This is a genomic window from Streptomyces sp. NPDC007264, assembly GCF_042869095.1.
Lineage (GTDB): Bacteria > Actinomycetota > Actinomycetes > Streptomycetales > Streptomycetaceae > Streptomyces.
The window spans coordinates 91,895-109,080 of record NZ_JBIAFD010000002.1 but is presented as its reverse complement, the minus strand read 5'-3'; the positions used below and the strand labels follow the sequence as shown (position 1 = coordinate 109,080).

Genomic DNA, 17,186 nt, shown 5'->3' with positions numbered 1-17,186 from the left:
ACCTGATCACCGTGACGGCGATTCCCCGCTTCACCGGCGCCGCCGACCCGTACGCGGGCGGCGACCCCTACGCGGACTACCGCACCGCCGACTTCCCCTTCGGCGGGTACGCCGACCTCGCCGACCGTCGGCTCGGCGCCGGGGTCGTCGCCGCCGACGACGAGTTCTTCGCGGAGCGCGAGAACCTCCTCGTGCCCGGGCGCGCCGAGTTCGATCCCGAGCGCTTCGGGCACAAGGGCAAGATCATGGACGGCTGGGAGACCCGGCGCCGCCGCGGCACCTCGGCCGAGCACCCCTGGCCCACGGCCGACGACCACGACCGGGCGCTGGTACGCCTCGGCGTGCCGGGCGTGATCCGGGGCATCGTTGTCGACACGGCCCACTTCCGGGGCAACCACCCGCAGGCGGTGTCCGTGGAAGGCACGTCGCTGCCCGGCTTCCCGTCACCGCGGGAACTGCTGTCGGACGGCACACGCTGGACGACCCTGGTCCCGCGCACGCCCGTGGGCGGTCACGCGGCGAACGGCTTCGCCGTGTCCGTGCAGCGGCGCTTCACCCACCTGCGCGTCAACCAGCACCCCGACGGTGGCATTGCGCGGCTGCGCGTGCACGGCGAGGTGGCCCCCGAACCGGCATGGCTGGAGGCGCTGGGCACCTTCGACGTCGTCGCCCTGGAGCACGGCGGCCAGGTCGAGGACGCCTCGGACCTCTTCTACTCGCCCGCCGTCAACACCATCCTGCCGGGCCGCTCCCGCACCATGGACGAAGGCTGGGAGACACGCCGCCGCCGCGACCGGGGCAACGACTGGATCCGCTACCGACTGGTGGCCCAGGCGCGGATCAGGGCCGTCGAGATCGACACGGCGTGCCTGAAGGGGAACGCGGCCGGCTGGGCGGCGGTCTCCGTCAAGGACGGCGCGGACGGCGCGGAGGGCGTCGGCGGCGGGGGTGGCGCGGAGGGCGCGGGCGGCGGGGGCGGCGAGTGGCGCGAGATCCTGCCGCGCACCCGTCTCCAGCCCGACACCAACCACCGCTTCGTCCTCCCGGCCCCGGCCGTCGGCACGCACGCGCGCGTGGACATCTTCCCGGACGGCGGGATCTCCCGGCTGCGCCTGTACGGTTCCCTGACGCCGGAGGGCGCCTCGGGCCTGCGGGCACGCCATCGGGCGCTGGGCGGCTGACGGCCGCACGCACCGCCCCTTCCGCCGGCCGGGCCCGGGTCATCCGGATCCCCGGCCCCTCAGGGCGGCCATGGCCGTGACGGCCAGCAGAAGCAGGCCGAGGCTCACGCTCAGCTCGTCGGTGCCCCGGAAACCGATCCGCTGCACGACGCCGAACCCGTCCGCCCACCCGGCCAGCACGTGCACCAGACCGACGGCGCCCTGCGCCAGCGCGATCACGCAGGCCCACCCAAGGATCTTCCTCATGCCGGACACCCTCGCAACCAGGCACCCCCGCAGCCATCGGCCGTGAGGCGACCCGTGCGCGACGGAAGTTTCGTCCGCCCGGGGCCGTCGCGCCGAAAGTCGGCGGTGCCGCGACTTTGGTCCCGGATCGCGGCCGCGGGGTGGGTGCCGCGGCCGTTCCCGCATAGATTGCGCACCGTGAGCGGAGACGAGCCGGCGCGTCCGGCGACACCCCCCGGGAGGGCCGGGGAGAGCGTCCGGCGTGGCCTGCGCCTGTTCCGGGCGGAGTGGTCGAGACGCACCGCGGTCCCCGCGCCCGCGGCCCCCGCGGCGGCGGTGCATCTGCCCCTGGCTCCCGCGCAACAGGCGGCGTTGGCCCACGGCCTGCCCCGGCGACGCTGGTTCCTGCCCTCCGCCGTGATCGCCGAGCTGGATCCGGAGGCCGCCGGGCGGCGGCCCCGCCGTACCGTGCGGGACTGGGTCGTCGACATCGGCTGCTTCCTGCTGGCCGTGATCGCCGCGTTCGCCGCCGGGGCCTCGGTGACGAGCGACCCCCGCACCCCCCACGCCCTCGTGGTCGTCGACCTGGGCCTCGGCGTGCTGGCCTGCGCGGCGGTCTGGCTGCGCCGTCGGCGGCCCCTCGGACTCGCGCTGGCGATGATCCCGGTCGGCCTGGTCTCCAACACCGCGGGCGGCGTGTGCATGATCGCCCTGTTCAGCGTCGCCGTGCACCGGCCGTTCAAGTACGCGGCCTGGCTCGGCGGTGCCCAGCTTGCGCTCCAGCCGGTGGTCTTCTGGCTGCGCCCGGATCCGGACCTGATGTATCCCGCCGCCATCGCCGTCACCGGGCTGATCATGGCCACGGTCGTCGGCTGGGGCCTGTTCGTACGATCCAAGCGGCAGCTCATGCTGAGCCTGCGGGACCGGGCACGCCGGGCCGAGACCGAGGCGGCACTGCGGGCCGAGCAGGCCCAGCGGCTCGCCCGGGAGGCCATCGCGCGCGAGATGCACGACGTCCTGGCGCACCGGCTGACCCTGCTGAGCGTGCACGCGGGCGCCCTGGAGTTCCGCCCGGACGCGCCCCGGGAGGAGATTGCGCGCGCGGCCGGCGTGATCAGGGAGAGCGCCCACGAGGCGCTGCAGGACCTCAGGGAGATCATCGGCGTGCTGCGGGCCGGCGACTCGGACGACACGGGCCGTCCCCAGCCGACGCTGGCCGCGCTCGACTCCCTGGTAGCCGAGTCGCGGGAGGCCGGCATGAAGGTGCTCCTGGACCACCGCGTCGCCGACACCGCTTCCGTGACCGCCTCCGTGGGCCGCACCGCCTACCGCATCGCCCAGGAGGGCCTGACCAACGCCCGTAAGCACGCGCCCGGCGCCGAGGTCACGGTGACGGTCGCGGGCGCGCCCGGCGACGGCCTCACCGTGACCGTGCGCAACCCGGCACCGCCCGGGGAGGTCCCGCACGTACCGGGCTCGGGCCAGGGCCTGATCGGCCTCACCGAACGCGCGAACCTCGCCGGCGGCAGCCTCGACCACGGCGCCGAGGCCGACGGCGGCTTCCTGGTGCGGGCATGGCTGCCGTGGCCGGCCTGAGCGCCTGGGGGCCTCCGACCGTCACCGGCTGACGTCGCCCGCTTCCCCGCACCATGGGCCCGGGCACCCCGGCGTCCCGTCCGTGGCCCACTGTCCACGCGCCGCGCGGACGGCGCCCGAGCGGGCGCTGAGCGGGGGAGCGTCGGCACCGCCGCGGAAACCGGGATGCCTCGTCCGCCGCGGACCGGAGATCCCCGGCCGGGCAAGGGCTCTCGGGGGCCGTCGCTCAGGCCGTGCGCGGCACCACGCGCTGCCCGGCCGTCCCGTACACCCACGTGGAGGTGTCGTCGATGAACTCCGTGGGGAAGCCGGGCCGGAAGTCCGTCGCCGCCTCCAGCCGGCCCACCAGCTCGGCGGGCAGCGTCAGTCCGGCCGCACCCAGGTTGTCGGTGAGCTGGTCCAGGCGGCGGGCGCCGAGGACGGGGTGCACGGCGGGGGAGCGGGCCATGGTCCAGGCGATGGCCACCTGCGCGCAGGTCGCGCCGAGTTCGTCGGCCACCGACTGCACCGCCTCGGCCACGGCCCGCTCGCGCTCGCCGATCGCCTCCGCCGGCAGTCGGGTCGCGGTGCCGGGCTCCACCCCGCCGGGCCGGGTGTACTTGCCGGAGAGGATGCCGTTCTGCAGCGGGCTCCAGGCGGCCAGGCTCATCCCGAACGCCTCGGCCATCGGCAGCAGTTCGCGCTCGATGTCCCGGTTGAGCAGGCTGTAGGGCACCTGGAGCGCCGAGAACGGCGTCCAGCCCCGCCACTCCGCAAGGGTGTTGGCCCGCGACACCACCCATGCCGGGGCGTCCGAGATGCCGGTGTACAGCACCTTCCCGGACCGCACGGCGTCGTCGAGCGCGCGCAGGGTCTCCTCCACCGGGGTGTTGCGGTCCCAGATGTGCACCCAGTAGACGTCGACGTAGTCGGTCCGGAGCCGGCGCAGGCTCGTCTCCAGCGACAGCGTCAGGTTCTTGCGGTGGTTGCCCGCGGCGTTCGGATCGCTGCCGTCGCGCGAGACGGTGTACTTCGTGGAGAGGACGAACCGGTCGCGCCGCCCCGCGAGCAGATCCCCGACGATCGTCTCGCTCTCCCCGCCCCGGTAGTTGATGGCGGTGTCGATCACATTGCCGCCGGCCTCCTCGTACGCGTCGAGGATCCGCGCGCACTCGTCCCTGGGCGCCCCGACCCCGCCCTGCTCACCGAAGGTCATGGCCCCGAGGAACAGTTCGGAGACGCGCAGTCCGGTCCGTCCTAACAGCTTGTAGCGCACGGCATCCTCCATGGGTCGTGTGAGCGCGTGGAGCCGGCCGGCGCGAACCGCCGGCACGGACCGCCGGCACGGACCGCCGGCACGGACCGCCGGCACGGACCGCCGGCACGGACCGCCGGCACCCGCCGGCACCCGCCGGCACCCGCCGGCACCCGCCGGCGCCCGTCCGCGTCCCCGGCCCGGCGGACCGATCATTACCGTAGGGCCCATGACCGCGATCCGACTGCTGCTCGTCGACGACGACCCCCTGGTGCGGGCCGGCCTCTCCTTCATGATGGGCGGTGCCGAGGACATCGAGATCGTCGGCGAGGCCGCCGACGGCAGCGAGGTGGAGCGGCTCGTCGACCGCACCCGCCCGGACGTCGTCCTCATGGACATCCGGATGCCCACCGTCGACGGGCTCGCGGCCACCGAACTGCTCCGCCGCCGCGCGGACGCCCCCCAGGTCGTGCTGCTGACGACCTTTCACGCCGACGAGCAGGTGCTGCGGGCGCTGCGCGCGGGCGCCGCCGGATTCGTGCTCAAGGACACCCCGCCCACCGAGATCCTGGACGCGGTGCGGCGCGTCGCGGCCGGGGACCCGGTCCTGTCGCCCGCCGTCACCCGCCAGTTGATGGCGCACGCGGCGGGCGCCGGGCCCGACACCCGGCGCGGCACCGCCCGCGACCGGGTCGCCGCCCTCAACGACCGCGAACGCGAGGTCGCCGTCGCCGTCGGCCGGGGTGCCTCGAACGCGGAGATCGCCGCGCAGTTGTTCATGAGCGTCCCGACGGTCAAGACCCACGTCTCCCGCATCCTCGCCAAGCTGCGGCTCAACAACCGCGTGCAGATCGCGCTGCTGGTGTACGACGCGGGTCTGGTGGAGGGGGACGGCCGCTGATCGCGCGCACCGTCCGTCGAGTCGGCGCCGTGACGGCCACCGGGGAGGAGCGGCCCGTCCGGCCCGTCCGGCCCGTCCGGCCCGTCCGGCCCGGTGCCGCGGTCGCGGTACGACCACCGGGGAGGGCCGGGACGGGCCCGGTCAGTGCGGGCTTCGGTCAGGCACGGGCTTCGGTCAGGCGCGGGCCCCGGCGATCTCCCCGATGTTGACCGGGCGGCGCTCGCGGCGGGACCGTTCGGCGGCCTCCGCGACACGCAGGGCCTGGAGGGCCTCGTGGCCGTCGCAGGGATTGGGGCGCTCACCGCACACCACCTCGACGAAGGCCGTCACCTCGGCCTCGTACGCGGGCCCGAAACGCTCCAGGAAGCCGGTCCACGGCTTGGTCGCGGGCGGGGGGCCGGCGGGCTCGGTGGAGGTGATCGGCGTGCGGTCGTCCAGGCCGACCGCCACCGTGTCCAGTTCGCCCGCCAGCTCCATGCGGACGTCGTACCCCGCGCCGTTGGTGCGGGTCGCGGTCGCCGTGGCCAGGGTGCCGTTCTCCAGCGTGAGCACGGCCGCCGCCGTGTCGACGTCGTTCGCCTCGCGGTACATCGCCCCGCCGGCGTCGGACCCGGTCGCGTACACCTCGACGACCTCACGGCCGGTGACCCAGCGCAGGATGTCGAAGTCGTGGATGAGGCAGTCGCGGTAGATCCCCCCGGAGACCGGGAGGTACGCGGCCGGCGGCGGCGCCTGGTCGGCCGTCATCGCCCGGACCGTGTGCAGCCGCCCCAGCCGGCCGGAGCGCACGGCCTCCCGCGCGGCCGTGTACCCCCTGTCGAAGCGGCGCTGGAAGCCCATCTGCAGCACGGTCCCGGCGGCGTCGACCTCGGCCAGTGCGGCCAGCGTGGCCGGCAGATCGACCGCGACGGGCTTCTCGCAGAACACCGGGAGCCCGGAACGTGCCGCCCGGCCGATCAGCTCGCCGTGGGCCGAGGTGGCCGCCGTGACGACCACGGCGTCCACGCCCCAGGTGAAGACCTCGTCCACGCCGGGCGCCGCGGTCGCGCCGAGACGGTCCGCGAGGGCGTGGGCCCGGGGCGTGTCGACATCCGTGATGATGAGGGAGCCGACCTCACGGTGGCGGCTGAGCGTGGTCGCGTGGAAGGTGCCGATACGACCCGCTCCGATGAGTCCGATGCGCATGGGAACAACCTGGAGGCGCACCCCCCACCCTGTCAATGATTTGTCCGGACAACCGGACTACACGACTTCCCGTCATCAGGCACCGGAGCTACGCTCGGGCCGTGCCCAAACCAGATGTGGATCCGACCGTCGCCCTCCGGCTCAGCGTCGACCGGAGCAGTCCGGTGCCGCTGTACTTCCAGCTGTCGCAGCAGCTGGAGGCCGCGATCGAGCACGGGGAACTGACGCCGGGCAGCCTGCTGGGCAACGAGATCGAGCTGGCCGGGCGGCTCGGCCTGTCCCGGCCCACCGTCCGCCAGGCCATCCAGTCCCTCGTCGACAAGGGCCTGCTGGTGCGCCGCCGCGGCGTCGGCACCCAGGTCGTGCACAGCCAGGTCAAGCGCCCGCTGGAGCTCAGCAGCCTCTACGACGATCTGGAGGCGGCCGGGCAGCGACCCGCGACCCGCGTGCTCGTCAACACCGTCGAGTCCGCCTCGGCCGAGGTCGCCGCCGCGCTCGGCGTTCCCGAGGCGGCGGAGGTGCACCGCATCGAGCGGCTGCGCCTCGCGCACGGCGAGCCGATGGCCTACCTGTGCAACCACCTGCCGGCCGGCCTGCTCGACCTGGCGAGCGAGCAATTGGAGGCGACCGGCCTCTACCGTCTGATGCGCGCCGCCGGCATCACGCTGCACAGCGCCCGGCAGTCCATCGGGGCCCGCGCCGCCACCCGGGCCGAGGGCGAACGCCTCGGCGAGCCCGAGGGCGCCCCGCTGCTCACCATGCAGCGCACCACGTTCGACGACACGGGGCGGGCCGTGGAGTTCGGCACCCACACCTATCGCGCCTCCCGCTACTCGTTCGAGTTCCAGCTGCTCGTCCGCTCCTGACGCGCCGGGGCCGGGACGCGCACGTTCCGCGCCGCCCACGGGGGCGTCACGCCCCGCGCCGTCAGCGGGCGCCGGTGATGTGCGCCACCCCCCGCATACCCGCGGCCCGCGCGGTATCGTGTCCCTTTCCTCGTTCCCCTGCGGCCCACCGGGCTCCCGCGTGAGGCAGAATCGGCCCCGATGAGCACCTACCGCGACTTGACCCACCGCGGCTCCGCCCGGGCCACCGTCCTGCGGACCGTCGGCACGCGCGAGCGCCGTTCCCATCTGACCGCGCCGCGCGTTCCCACGGTCGGCATCGACATCGGCGGCACGAAGGTGATGGCGGGTGTCGTCGACGCCGACGGCAACATCCTGGAGAAGGTCCGCACCGAGACGCCCGACAAGTCCAAGAGCCCCAAGGTCGTCGAGGACACCATCGTCGAGCTGGTCCTGGACCTCTCCGACCGGCACGACGTGCACGCCGTCGGCATCGGCGCGGCCGGCTGGGTGGACGCGGACCGCAACCGCGTCCTGTTCGCCCCCCACCTGTCCTGGCGCAACGAGCCGCTCCGCGACCGCCTCGCCGGGCGGCTCGCCGTCCCCGTGCTGGTCGACAACGACGCCAACGCCGCCGCCTGGGCCGAGTGGCGCTTCGGCGCCGGCCGTGGCGAGGACCACCTCGTCATGATCACGCTCGGCACGGGCATCGGCGGCGCCATCCTCGAAGACGGCCAGGTCAAACGCGGCAAGTTCGGGGTCGCCGGCGAGTTCGGCCATATGCAGGTCGTGCCCGGCGGTCACCGCTGCCCCTGCGGCAACCGCGGCTGCTGGGAGCAGTACAGCTCCGGCAACGCCCTGGTCCGCGAGGCCAGGGAGCTGGCTGCCGCCGACTCCCCGGTGGCGTACGGGATCATCGAGCACGTCAAGGGGAACATCTCCGACATCACCGGGCCGATGATCACGGAGCTGGCCCGCGAGGGCGACGCGATGTGTGTGGAACTGCTCCAGGACATCGGCCAGTGGCTGGGTGTCGGCATCGCCAACCTGGCGGCAGCCCTGGACCCCTCCTGCTTCGTGATCGGCGGCGGGGTCAGCGCGGCGGACGACCTGCTGATCGGGCCCGCCCGGGACGCCTTCCGGCGCCACCTCACCGGCCGCGGCTACCGCCCCGAGGCCCGTATCGCGCGCGCCCAGCTCGGCCCGGAGGCCGGCATGGTCGGCGCGGCCGACCTGGCCCGGCTCGTCGCCCGCCGTTTCCGGCGCGCCAACCGGCGCCGCGTGGAGCGCCATGAGCGCTACGAGCGGTACGCGCAGGCCCGCCGCACCCTGAAGGGGTCACTGTGACCGCCACCTCGATACCGCGTCCGGCGTCCACGGCCGACGGGTCCTCGCCGCCCCCGGAGGACCGCAGGCACATGATCCGCCGCAGGGCGCTGACCCTGCTGATCATCGTGCTGCTCATCGGTGTGCCGGCCGGCTACCTGATGATCTCCGCCGACCAGAGCCGCAACAGTGGCAAGGACAAGGAGGCGAAGTACTCGGCGACCGGCCTCAGCTGGGGCTGGCCCTCGCGCGTGCAGCGCCGCCTCTACCAGGTGACCATCCCCATGGACGGCCGGCTGGTCGCGTCCTACGAGACGAACAACTGGAAGACCAGCCGTCTTTACGTGCAGTTCAGGACGAGCGAGGACGGCCTCTCCGAGTTCCTCGGCGGCCTGGACACCACCTCGGCCGCCCTCAAGAAGGGGGACATCGCCATCGGCACGCGCGACCGGGACATCGCCGACTGGACGTTCACGGGTCCCGGCCCCTGGTTCGGCCTGACACACCGGCAGAAGAACCCGGCGCCCACCCTGGACGTCGTGGTGAACCGGGCCGAGCCCGGGCGGCCGATGGTGTACGTCGTGTCGCGCACCGTCCCCTGATCCCCGAGGACGCGGCGGCCCGCGCGGGGCCGGCCGGCCCAGACCGGCCCGCTCGGCGCGACCGGCCCGCTCGGCGCGACCGGCCCGCCCGGCCTGGGCGGCGCGACTGGTCCGCCCGGCCTGGGCGGCGCGACTGGTCCGCCCGGCCTGTCCGGCCCGTCCGGCCTGTCCGGCCCGTCCGGCCTGTCCGGCCCGTCCGGCCCGTCCGGCCTGTCCGGCCTGTCCGGCCTGTCCGGCCCGTCCGGCCCGTCCGGTCGCACCGGAGCCGGTTGTCAGACCCCGCCCGTACAGTCGAAGACATCTGGTGCGACGAAGCGGCGGGAGGTGACCGGACGTATGGGAGACCTGGCGGTGGACGAGGCCGTGCCGGTGCGTCTGGCGGCCGTGTTCCTGCCCGCGCCGCTGCCCCGCCGGGGCCGGGTCGTCTTCTGGGACCCGGAGGGCGGGCCACTGCCGTCCGGCGGCGCCGAGGAGCTGACGGTCGTGCGACGGCACGGCACCGGCGTGCGCAGGAGCACGGTGCCCGCCGTGTCACTGTCGGTGGGCGAGGCCCTGCCGCTGCTCGCCCGGGCCCGGCGGGATCCCGCCGCGCATCCCGCCACCGCCTGCTGGGGCGCGGCCTCGCTGCACGCCCTGCGGCTCGTGGCGCGGGGGCGGCTGCTGCCGGGGCTCACCCCCGAAGGGTTCGACGCCTGGCGGGCCGGGCCGCTGGAGCCCGACGACATCGCCCACCTCCGGGCGGTCGCCGCGGCCCTGCCGTACGAGGGCCATGCCGTCCCGATCCCGGGCACGGGCCCCCTGATGCTCCCGGAGCCAGAGGCCCTCGTACGGTCCTTCCTGGACGCCGTCGCGGACACCCTGCCGCGCACTCCGGCCGCCGCGCACACCGGGGGCAGGCCGTTCGCCGCGCACGAGCCGCAGCACCTGCCGCAGGCGTACGGATGGGCCGCCGAGGTCGCGGCGGGCATGGACGCGGGGGTGCGCATCTCGCTGCGGCTGGATCTGGCGGCCCACCAGCTGTTCGACGACGGCGACGGCGTCCGCCGTGCCGGAGCGGCGATCGTGCAGGTCCACAGCCTCGCCGACCCGACCCTCGTCGTCGACGCAGCGGCGCTGTGGGCCGGCGAGGCGGAGATGTCGTTCGGCCCCCGCGCCCGGGTGGACGCGGCCCTCGCCGTGCGGCGCGCCGCACGGGTCTGGCCGCCGCTCGACCGGCTCTCCGAGCAGCCCGTGCCGGACGTACTGGCCCTGTCCGACGAGGAGCTGGGCGAGCTGCTGGGCGTCGCGGCCACCCGGCTGGGCGCGGCCGGGGTCGCGGTCCACTGGCCCCGCGACCTGGCGCACGACCTGACCGCGGCGGCGGTCGTACGGCCCGCACCGGGCTCGGCGACCGACGGCACGGGCTTCTTCGAGAGCGAGGAACTGCTCCAGTTCCGCTGGCAGTTGGCACTCGGTGGTGATCCGCTCACCGAGGCGGAGATGGACGCCCTGGCGGAGGCTCACCGCCCGGTCGTGCGGCTGCGCGACCGGTGGGTGCTGGTCGACCCGGCACTCGTCCGCAAGGCCCGCAAGCGCGAGTTGGGACTGCTCGACCCGGTCGACGCGCTGTCTGTCGCGCTCACCGGCAGCGCGGAGGTCGACGGGGAGACGGTGCCGGCGGTGCCGGTGGGCGCGCTGGCCGCGCTGCGGGACCGGCTGACGGAGGGCGTCGGCCCGGTGCAGCCGCCCCCCGGTCTGGCCGCCCGGTTGCGGGACTACCAACTGCGGGGCCTGGCCTGGCTGGACCTGATGACCTCCCTCGGCCTCGGCGGCTGCCTCGCCGACGACATGGGGCTCGGCAAGACGGTCACCGTCATCGCCCTGCATCTGCGCCGGGCACGCCGGGAGCCGACCCTGGTGGTCTGCCCGGCCTCGCTCCTGGGCAACTGGCAGCGGGAGATCACCCGGTTCGCCCCCGGCGTCCCGGTCCGCCGCTTCCACGGCCCGGACCGCGTCCTGGACGGCCTGGACGGGGGCTTCGTGCTCACCACCTACGGGACGATGCGGACGGCGGCCCCGCACCTGGCCGAACAGCCGTGGGGCATGGTCGTCGCGGACGAGGCACAGCACGTCAAGAACCCGTACTCGGCGACGGCGAAGGCCCTGCGCGCCATCCCGTCCCCCGCGCGCGTGGCCCTCACCGGCACCCCCGTGGAGAACAACCTCTCCGAGCTGTGGGCGCTGCTGGACTGGACGACCCCGGGCCTGCTCGGCCCCCTGAAGTCCTTCCGCGCCCGTCACGCCCGCGACGTGGAGAACGGCGAGGACGCGGAGGCGGTGGACCGGCTCGCCCGCCTGGTCCGCCCCTTCCTGCTGCGCCGCAAGAAGTCGGACCCGGGCATCGTCCCCGAGCTCCCGCCGAAGACGGAGACGGACCACCCGGTGCCGCTCACCCGTGAGCAGGCCGCGCTCTACGAGGCGGTCGTACGGGAGTCGATGCTGGCGATCGAGACGGCGGAGGGCATCGCCCGCCGGGGCCTGGTCCTCAAACTCCTCGGCTCGCTCAAGCAGATCTGCGACCACCCCGCGCTCTTCCTGAAGGAGGAGACGCCGACGGCCGCGGGCCTGATCGCCCGGTCCGGCAAACTCGCGCTGCTGGACGAGCTGGTGGACACGCTGCTGTCCGAGGACGGCTCGGCACTCGTCTTCACGCAGTACGTCGGCATGGCCCGGCTGATCACCACCCACCTGGCCTCCCGCGCGGTGCCCGTCGAGCTCCTGCACGGGGGCACGCCGGTGCCCGACCGCGAGCGGATGGTGGACCGCTTCCAGAGCGGGACGACCCCGGTACTGGTCCTCTCCCTGAAGGCCGCGGGCACGGGTCTGAACCTGACGCGCGCGGGCCATGTCATCCACTTCGACCGCTGGTGGAACCCGGCGGTGGAGGAACAGGCCACGGACCGCGCGTACCGCATCGGCCAGACCCAACCGGTCCAGGTCCACCGGCTGATCACCGAAGGCACGGTGGAGGACCGCATCGCCGAGATGCTGGAGTCCAAGCGCGCCCTGGCCGACGCGATCCTCGGCTCCGGCGAGGCGTCCCTGACAGAGCTGACCGACCGGGAGCTGTCGGACCTGGTGTCCCTGAGGAGGCGGGGATGAACGGGCCGGACGAGGCCCGGCCCGAGACGGGCGGCGGGACGCGCCCCGGTGGCGGGACGCGCCCCCGTGGTGAGACGCCGCCGGAGGGCGACGGGCGACCTGCCGACGAGGTGCGTCGCGCGCTGAGGGCCGCGCGGGAGCGGGCCGACGACGAGGCCCGGGGAGGACGTGGAGGACGGCCCGCCGCCGTGGACGTGGACGCCGTGCGGGCCGCCTCGCCCGGAGGAGACGCGGGGCCGGCGTCCCGGCCGGGGGACGCCGCGCGTGCGGCCCTGCGGCGGGCGAACGCGGAACGCGGCGGTGGCCGGGGCGCCGGAGCGGAAGCCGTCCGCGCACCGGAGGCCGGCGACGAGTCTCCGGCGAGCGCGCCCGAGGTCCGTCGTGAGACCCCGGGTGCCGGCCGCCCCGGCGACGCCGCCCGGGAGGCCCTGCGGGCCGCGCGGCACGAGGCCGGACGCGAGCGGGCGGAGGCCCGGACGACGGAAGCCGGGGCAACGGAAGCCGGGGCACGGGACGCATCCGGCACTGCGGGGTCGTCCGGCACGCCGAGAGGTGCCCGCGGGCGCGGGGACGCCCCCACGCCTGCGGGCGGCGAGCGGGCGGGGGACGTACGGGAGCTCCTCGCCGGTGCCTTCCGGCTGCGGTCCGTCCCCGGCGGCCGGGACGACCGCGCCGAGCGGCGCGAGAACGTGCCCGGGCGTCCGTCGCACGAGACACCCAGCCGGTCCCCGCGCCCCCGGCACGACCCGCCGCCTCCGGCCCCGGCCCCGGAGCCGCGGCCCGCACCGTCCGGCCCGGCCACGGCCGCCCGCCGTCCGCGGTCGATGGCGGCACCCGGCCGTGACGGCGAGCTTCGGCGCACCTTCGCGGCCCTCCCGGAGCGGCCGGTGAAGGAAGCCGGCCGGTTCGCCGGGACGTGGTGGGGCGACGCCTGGGTCGCCGCCCTCGAGGAAGGCGCTCTGGACGCGGCGCGGCTGGCACGGGGGAGGGCGTACGCGGGGCGGGGCAACGTCGACGCCGTCACCGTCACGCCGGGGCTCGTGCTGGCGTACGTACAGGGGAGCCGTCCCCGCCCCTACCGCGTCCAGGTGCGGCTGCGGACGTTCTCGGACGACGAGTGGGACCGCTTCCTGGACGCGGCCGCCGAACGGCCGGGGAACATCGCGGCGCTGCTGGACAGACAGCTGCCGCGGTCCCTGGCCGAGTGCGGGGTGCGGCTGCTCCCCGGACCCGGCGACCTCGAACCGCACTGCGGCTGCCCCGACTTCGGGCATCCCTGCAAGCACGCCGCCGCCGTCTGCTACCAGACCGCGCACCTGCTCGACCAGGACCCCTTCGTGCTCCTCCTGCTGCGCGGCCGGGGCGAGCGCGAGCTGCTCGACGCGCTGTCCCGGCGCAACGCGGCCCGCGCGGCCGAGGCCGCACGGCAGCGGAAGCCCGCGCCCCTCCCCGGCGTGCGCGCCCGTGACGCCGTGTCCCGGCGCGCGCTGCCTCCCCTTCCCGCCCCGCTGCCGCCGCCCGCCCACCCCGAACAGCCGCCGGTCTGTCCCGGGGTGCCGGGCGGTCCGGATCCGTTCGCCCTGGACCAGCTGGCCACGGACGCCGCGGCCCGTGCGCACGCGCTGCTGACCACCGGGCACGATCCGGTCGCGGGGCTGACGCTCTGGCAGGACGCGGTACGGCTCGCCGCCGCCCGCCCCGGTTCGGGCCTCACCGCGGGAACCCGGGAGCTCTATTCCTCGCTGGCCGCCGCCACCGCGCGCACCCCGGCCGACCTGGCGCGAGCGGTCGCCGCATGGCGGCAGGGCGGGCGGGAGGCACTGGCCGTCCTCGAAGAGCCCTGGGATCCGCCGGCGGGCCGCTTCGACCGTGCCCGCCCCCAGCTGCTCGCCGCCGGCGTCCCCGCGTTCCGCCCGTGGCGCAACCGCCTCACCCACCCGGACGGCCGCGCCCAGCTCCGCCTCGGACGGAACGGCCTCTGGTACGCGTACGAATCGGAGCCGGCCCGCGAGGACTGGTGGCCCCGGGGCACCCCGGACCCGGATCCGGTCGGCGCGCTGACCGGCCTGGGAGTGCCGGGAGGTATGGCCACCGGCCCTATATGACCGGCTCAATGTCGGCGCTGAGAGAAGAAGTCGGCGACCTCTCGGGTAATGGGTAATCCTGCCCACGCCAGTCGACTCTTCTGCCCCTTGATGCCCCTGGTCCGCAGTCCCAGCATTGCTTAGGTCGGATGCGGGACGATCCACCGTCTCGCTTGACGGGCTACGAGGTGATGAGGCATGAAGAGAAAGAAACTGTCGCTGGGCATTGGTGTCGCCGCAGCCGCCGGCTTGGTGGCGGGAGTGTGCACTTTCTCGGTGACCGAAGCAAGTGCCGTGCAGAGCCCGCACGGCAGGACTGCAGCGATCGCCAACTCTGCACCGCAGCAGAAGCTCGTGTGCTACAAGCGAAGTCATCACTCAAGAGTGATCGTCTGTTATCGCCCGGTGGTAAGGAATGGCACGGTCGTATACGTCGTGGTTCCTACGCCGTCGAATCCCCCGGTAGTGATCATCGGGCCGCCCCCGCCTCAGCCTCCGCCTCCGGCTGCTCCGGCGCCTGCTGCTCCGGCTCCGGCTGCTCCGGCGCCTGCTGCTCCGGCTCCGGCTGCTCCGGCGCCTGCTGCTCCGGCGCCTGCTGCTCCGGCTCCGGCTGCCCCGGCGCCTGCTGCTCCGGCTCCGGCTGCCCCAGCGCCTGCCGCTCCGGCGCCTGCCGCTCCGGCTCCGGCTGCCCCAGCGCCTGCCGCTCCGGCGCCTGCCGCTCCGGCTCCGGCTGCCCCAGCTCCTGCCGCTCCGGCTCCTGCTGCGGGGTGACCGAACAGGGAACGACCTCGCGTCGCCAGGACGGACGGCGAGGGCGTACAGGCAGGGCCTGCGCCATCCGGCGCAGGCCCGGGAAGGGGCACGATGGTGCTGTACGGTCGATCGAAGAGTTCGGGTGGACTCGGTCTCTCCCTGGTGTCAAGGACAATCATCGCGGTCACGATGCTGGGGGTCGCTGTGGGGGCCACTGTGCACCTGGGGATGACCTTCTTCGCGGTCGCGCCCTTGAACACCGTCTCCCAAAAAAACGCTGAAGCCATCAGTGGCTATCTCTCTCCTGAGTTCAACCAGAATTGGCGCCTTTTCGCACCTGAACCGCCGCTGGCCAACCGCCACGTTCAGGCACGGACGAACATCCGCATGCCTGATGGTTCATCATTGACTACTGACTGGGTGGATCTGTCTGCGAGAGACGAGGCGCGGATCCTCCACAACCCCCTTCCCAGCCGCGCGCACCAGACCGAACTTTCAGCCGCATGGTTCTACTTCGCCAATTCGAATGGCGTGGGGCGCCGGGTCGGTCTGTACGGCAATACCCCACAGCAGTACTTGCTGCGAGTCGTAGCCCACCGAATCGGGCCGCACGTCAATGGGGGCACCGTTCGAAGCATCCAGGTGCGCATGGCGAACATGCCGCTTTCCGCGGCGAGTTGGAGCGGCCAGCAGATGGACACGACCACGAGCTATCAGCTTGCGCCGTGGTGGACCGTCAAGGCGGAGGACTTCGAATGACCGACCAGTTGGCTGTCAAGCGTGCTGCAGAACCACCCGAGTATGCAGGTGACGCACCTGTGCCGTGCCCGTTCACCGGGGTGTGGGGTGATGTCGCGGAAGCAGTCCGCCGAGGGTTGAAGCGTATAGCCGACGGTCCGGTCGCGCCGTACCAGTCGGCTGTCGTCCGGATCACATTGTCGTTCGCCTGGCTCGCGTCTCTCTTGGGTGAATGGAACCGCAGAGACGAACTCTACGGGCCTGGCAGCCCGTTCAGCCTGAACCTGTCGCGCCGCCTGATCGCCGCGAATCATGCTTTCACCGTGCTCACATGGTCCGACAGCAGGCTGTGGTTCGAGGCCGTCTACGCAGCGGCGATCGTCGCGTCCGTGATGCTGCTGTTGGGCTGGCGGACCCGTACCGCCTCGCTGCTCTTCATGCTCGGCGTCCTGACGTTCCAGAATCGCAACATGCTTGTGGGTAACGGCGGCGATGTCGTCATCCATGTCATGGCGATCTACCTGGTGTTCGTCCGCTGCGGTGAGGTCTGGTCCCTGGACGCGCGCAAGGCAAAGCGAGTCCGACAGCGTGATCGGTGTGGCGACGGAACCGCCGGTCATCTCGGTGACGCCGTCGGAACGGTGATGTGGATCTTCTTGGTCACCGTCCTCGCGGCCTTCACCGTGCTGGGCGATCTGGGCGTGGGCTGGGGACTGATCCTGTGGGGTGTTGCGGTGGGCCAGGCGGCGTGGTGGCTGGTGCGGCGCTGTGCTCCCGACGAGCCCCGCACTGTGATGACGACGGTCGGTAACGTGCTGCACGCGGGCGCGTTGCTGGTGATCGTCGGCCAGGTGTGCCTGATCTACGTGATCTCCGGCCTGTACAAGATCCAGGGCCCCCACTGGGAGGACGGGACGGGGATGTACTACGTGTTCCACGTGGCGCCCTACACCCCGTGGCCCGCACTGTCCCACGCCCTGGCGAGCAACTGGCCCATCGTCATGCTGATCACGTACGGCACGGTGATCATCGAAGTCGCCTTTCCCTTCACCCTCCTCAACAAGCGCGTCAAGAACGTGGCGATCGCGCTGCTGGTCGGCATGCACATCGGAATTGCGGTCCTTCTCGGTCTGCCTTTCTTCGCACTCGCCATGATCGCTGCGGACTCGGTCTTCTTCCCGACCGCGTTCCTACGATGGATCGGCGATCGCACAGTGCGCGCGATGCCGTGGCGGCGTGCTGCCGCTCCCGCTCCCCTGCGTGCTGTCGCCGCAGACATCTGCCCGACACCGTCTCGGGCGAGCAACCCGGAGCCCGAAGGAACCCGCATGCGTCGCGCTGAAGAACGTTAGCCTCGATCGCTCTTGACGGTCTG

Annotated in this window: 14 protein-coding genes; 10 read left to right on the top strand and 4 right to left on the bottom strand. The window is 73.8% G+C overall.

Annotation, left to right across the window (positions count from 1 at the left end; translation table 11 throughout):
• The first annotated feature begins 11 nt into the window (after positions 1 to 11).
• A complete protein-coding gene (gene alc / locus ACFYMU_RS03185; protein ID WP_388367126.1) occupies positions 12 to 1,181 on the top strand; it encodes an allantoicase in 1,170 nt (389 codons plus the stop codon).
• Between the two features lie 39 nt (positions 1,182 to 1,220).
• Here alc and ACFYMU_RS03180 read toward each other — a convergent pair whose 3' ends face one another.
• On the bottom strand, positions 1,221 to 1,427 hold the full coding sequence (locus ACFYMU_RS03180) for a hypothetical protein (RefSeq protein ID WP_388367124.1): 207 nt from the start codon (positions 1,425 to 1,427) through the stop codon (positions 1,221 to 1,223).
• A gap of 327 nt (positions 1,428 to 1,754) precedes the next feature.
• Between ACFYMU_RS03180 and ACFYMU_RS03175 the strand changes: the two genes are divergently transcribed.
• Entirely contained in the window at positions 1,755 to 3,002 is a 1,248-nt protein-coding gene (locus tag ACFYMU_RS03175) for a sensor histidine kinase (protein ID WP_388367973.1), read from the top strand.
• Between the two features lie 226 nt (positions 3,003 to 3,228).
• On the opposite strand, the gene ACFYMU_RS03170 is transcribed toward ACFYMU_RS03175, so the two are convergent.
• The gene (locus ACFYMU_RS03170; protein WP_388367122.1) at positions 3,229 to 4,257 is read right to left on the bottom strand and encodes an aldo/keto reductase; all 1,029 of its coding nucleotides are present in this window, start codon (positions 4,255 to 4,257) and stop codon (positions 3,229 to 3,231) included.
• Between the two features lie 208 nt (positions 4,258 to 4,465).
• Between ACFYMU_RS03170 and ACFYMU_RS03165 the strand changes: the two genes are divergently transcribed.
• Complete coding sequence (locus ACFYMU_RS03165; RefSeq protein WP_388367120.1) at positions 4,466 to 5,137, top strand: response regulator; 672 nt, start codon at positions 4,466 to 4,468, stop codon at positions 5,135 to 5,137.
• A gap of 174 nt (positions 5,138 to 5,311) precedes the next feature.
• On the opposite strand, the gene ACFYMU_RS03160 is transcribed toward ACFYMU_RS03165, so the two are convergent.
• A complete protein-coding gene (locus tag ACFYMU_RS03160) occupies positions 5,312 to 6,322 on the bottom strand; it encodes a Gfo/Idh/MocA family oxidoreductase (protein ID WP_388367118.1) in 1,011 nt (336 codons plus the stop codon).
• 116 nt (positions 6,323 to 6,438) lie between these two features.
• Between ACFYMU_RS03160 and ACFYMU_RS03155 the strand changes: the two genes are divergently transcribed.
• The 5 genes from ACFYMU_RS03155 (at position 6,439) to ACFYMU_RS03135 (ending at position 14,341) form a co-directional block, all read left to right on the top strand.
• Positions 6,439 to 7,188 carry a GntR family transcriptional regulator gene (locus ACFYMU_RS03155; RefSeq protein ID WP_388367971.1) on the top strand — a complete coding sequence of 250 codons (750 nt, stop codon included), beginning with the start codon at positions 6,439 to 6,441 and terminating at the stop codon, positions 7,186 to 7,188.
• Between the two features lie 180 nt (positions 7,189 to 7,368).
• Positions 7,369 to 8,514 carry an ROK family glucokinase gene (locus ACFYMU_RS03150; RefSeq protein ID WP_388367116.1) on the top strand — a complete coding sequence of 382 codons (1,146 nt, stop codon included), beginning with the start codon at positions 7,369 to 7,371 and terminating at the stop codon, positions 8,512 to 8,514.
• Positions 8,511 to 9,095, top strand: a complete 585-nt coding sequence (locus tag ACFYMU_RS03145) for a sugar kinase (RefSeq protein ID WP_388367114.1) — start codon at positions 8,511 to 8,513, stop codon at positions 9,093 to 9,095. Before ACFYMU_RS03150 ends, ACFYMU_RS03145 begins: the two co-directional genes overlap by 4 nt.
• A gap of 336 nt (positions 9,096 to 9,431) precedes the next feature.
• Positions 9,432 to 12,236 (top strand): DEAD/DEAH box helicase, encoded by a 2,805-nt coding sequence (locus tag ACFYMU_RS03140; protein WP_388367112.1) that lies wholly within the window; start codon positions 9,432 to 9,434, stop codon positions 12,234 to 12,236.
• Positions 12,233 to 14,341 carry an SWIM zinc finger family protein gene (locus ACFYMU_RS03135; RefSeq protein ID WP_388367110.1) on the top strand — a complete coding sequence of 703 codons (2,109 nt, stop codon included), beginning with the start codon at positions 12,233 to 12,235 and terminating at the stop codon, positions 14,339 to 14,341. The genes ACFYMU_RS03140 and ACFYMU_RS03135 overlap by 4 nt, the downstream gene beginning before the upstream one ends.
• Before the next feature lie 448 nt (positions 14,342 to 14,789).
• Here the strand turns inward: ACFYMU_RS03135 and ACFYMU_RS03130 are convergent, their stop codons facing one another.
• Complete coding sequence (locus tag ACFYMU_RS03130; RefSeq protein ID WP_388367108.1) at positions 14,790 to 15,158, bottom strand: hypothetical protein; 369 nt, start codon at positions 15,156 to 15,158, stop codon at positions 14,790 to 14,792.
• A 143-nt stretch (positions 15,159 to 15,301) separates the two neighbouring features.
• Between ACFYMU_RS03130 and ACFYMU_RS03125 the strand changes: the two genes are divergently transcribed.
• Both ACFYMU_RS03125 and ACFYMU_RS03120 read left to right on the top strand, forming a co-directional pair.
• On the top strand, positions 15,302 to 15,832 hold the full coding sequence (locus tag ACFYMU_RS03125; RefSeq protein WP_388367106.1) for a DUF5819 family protein: 531 nt from the start codon (positions 15,302 to 15,304) through the stop codon (positions 15,830 to 15,832).
• Positions 15,829 to 17,163, top strand: coding sequence for an HTTM domain-containing protein (locus ACFYMU_RS03120; protein ID WP_388367105.1), 1,335 nt, complete (start codon positions 15,829 to 15,831; stop codon positions 17,161 to 17,163). The genes ACFYMU_RS03125 and ACFYMU_RS03120 overlap by 4 nt, the downstream gene beginning before the upstream one ends.
• Positions 17,164 to 17,186 lie beyond the last annotated feature (23 nt).

Coding starts and splice junctions, on each gene's coding strand:
- ACFYMU_RS03180 (WP_388367124.1), bottom strand. CDS start 1,427: ATGAGGAAGATCCTTGGGTGGGCCTGCGTGATCGCGCTGGCGCAGGGC.
- ACFYMU_RS03165 (WP_388367120.1), top strand. CDS start 4,466: ATGACCGCGATCCGACTGCTGCTCGTCGACGACGACCCCCTGGTGCGG.
- ACFYMU_RS03160 (WP_388367118.1), bottom strand. CDS start 6,322: ATGCGCATCGGACTCATCGGAGCGGGTCGTATCGGCACCTTCCACGCG.
- ACFYMU_RS03150 (WP_388367116.1), top strand. CDS start 7,369: ATGAGCACCTACCGCGACTTGACCCACCGCGGCTCCGCCCGGGCCACC.
- ACFYMU_RS03140 (WP_388367112.1), top strand. CDS start 9,432: ATGGGAGACCTGGCGGTGGACGAGGCCGTGCCGGTGCGTCTGGCGGCC.
- ACFYMU_RS03135 (WP_388367110.1), top strand. CDS start 12,233: ATGAACGGGCCGGACGAGGCCCGGCCCGAGACGGGCGGCGGGACGCGC.
- ACFYMU_RS03130 (WP_388367108.1), bottom strand. CDS start 15,158: ATGGCGCAGGCCCTGCCTGTACGCCCTCGCCGTCCGTCCTGGCGACGC.
- ACFYMU_RS03125 (WP_388367106.1), top strand. CDS start 15,302: ATGACCTTCTTCGCGGTCGCGCCCTTGAACACCGTCTCCCAAAAAAAC.
- ACFYMU_RS03120 (WP_388367105.1), top strand. CDS start 15,829: ATGACCGACCAGTTGGCTGTCAAGCGTGCTGCAGAACCACCCGAGTAT.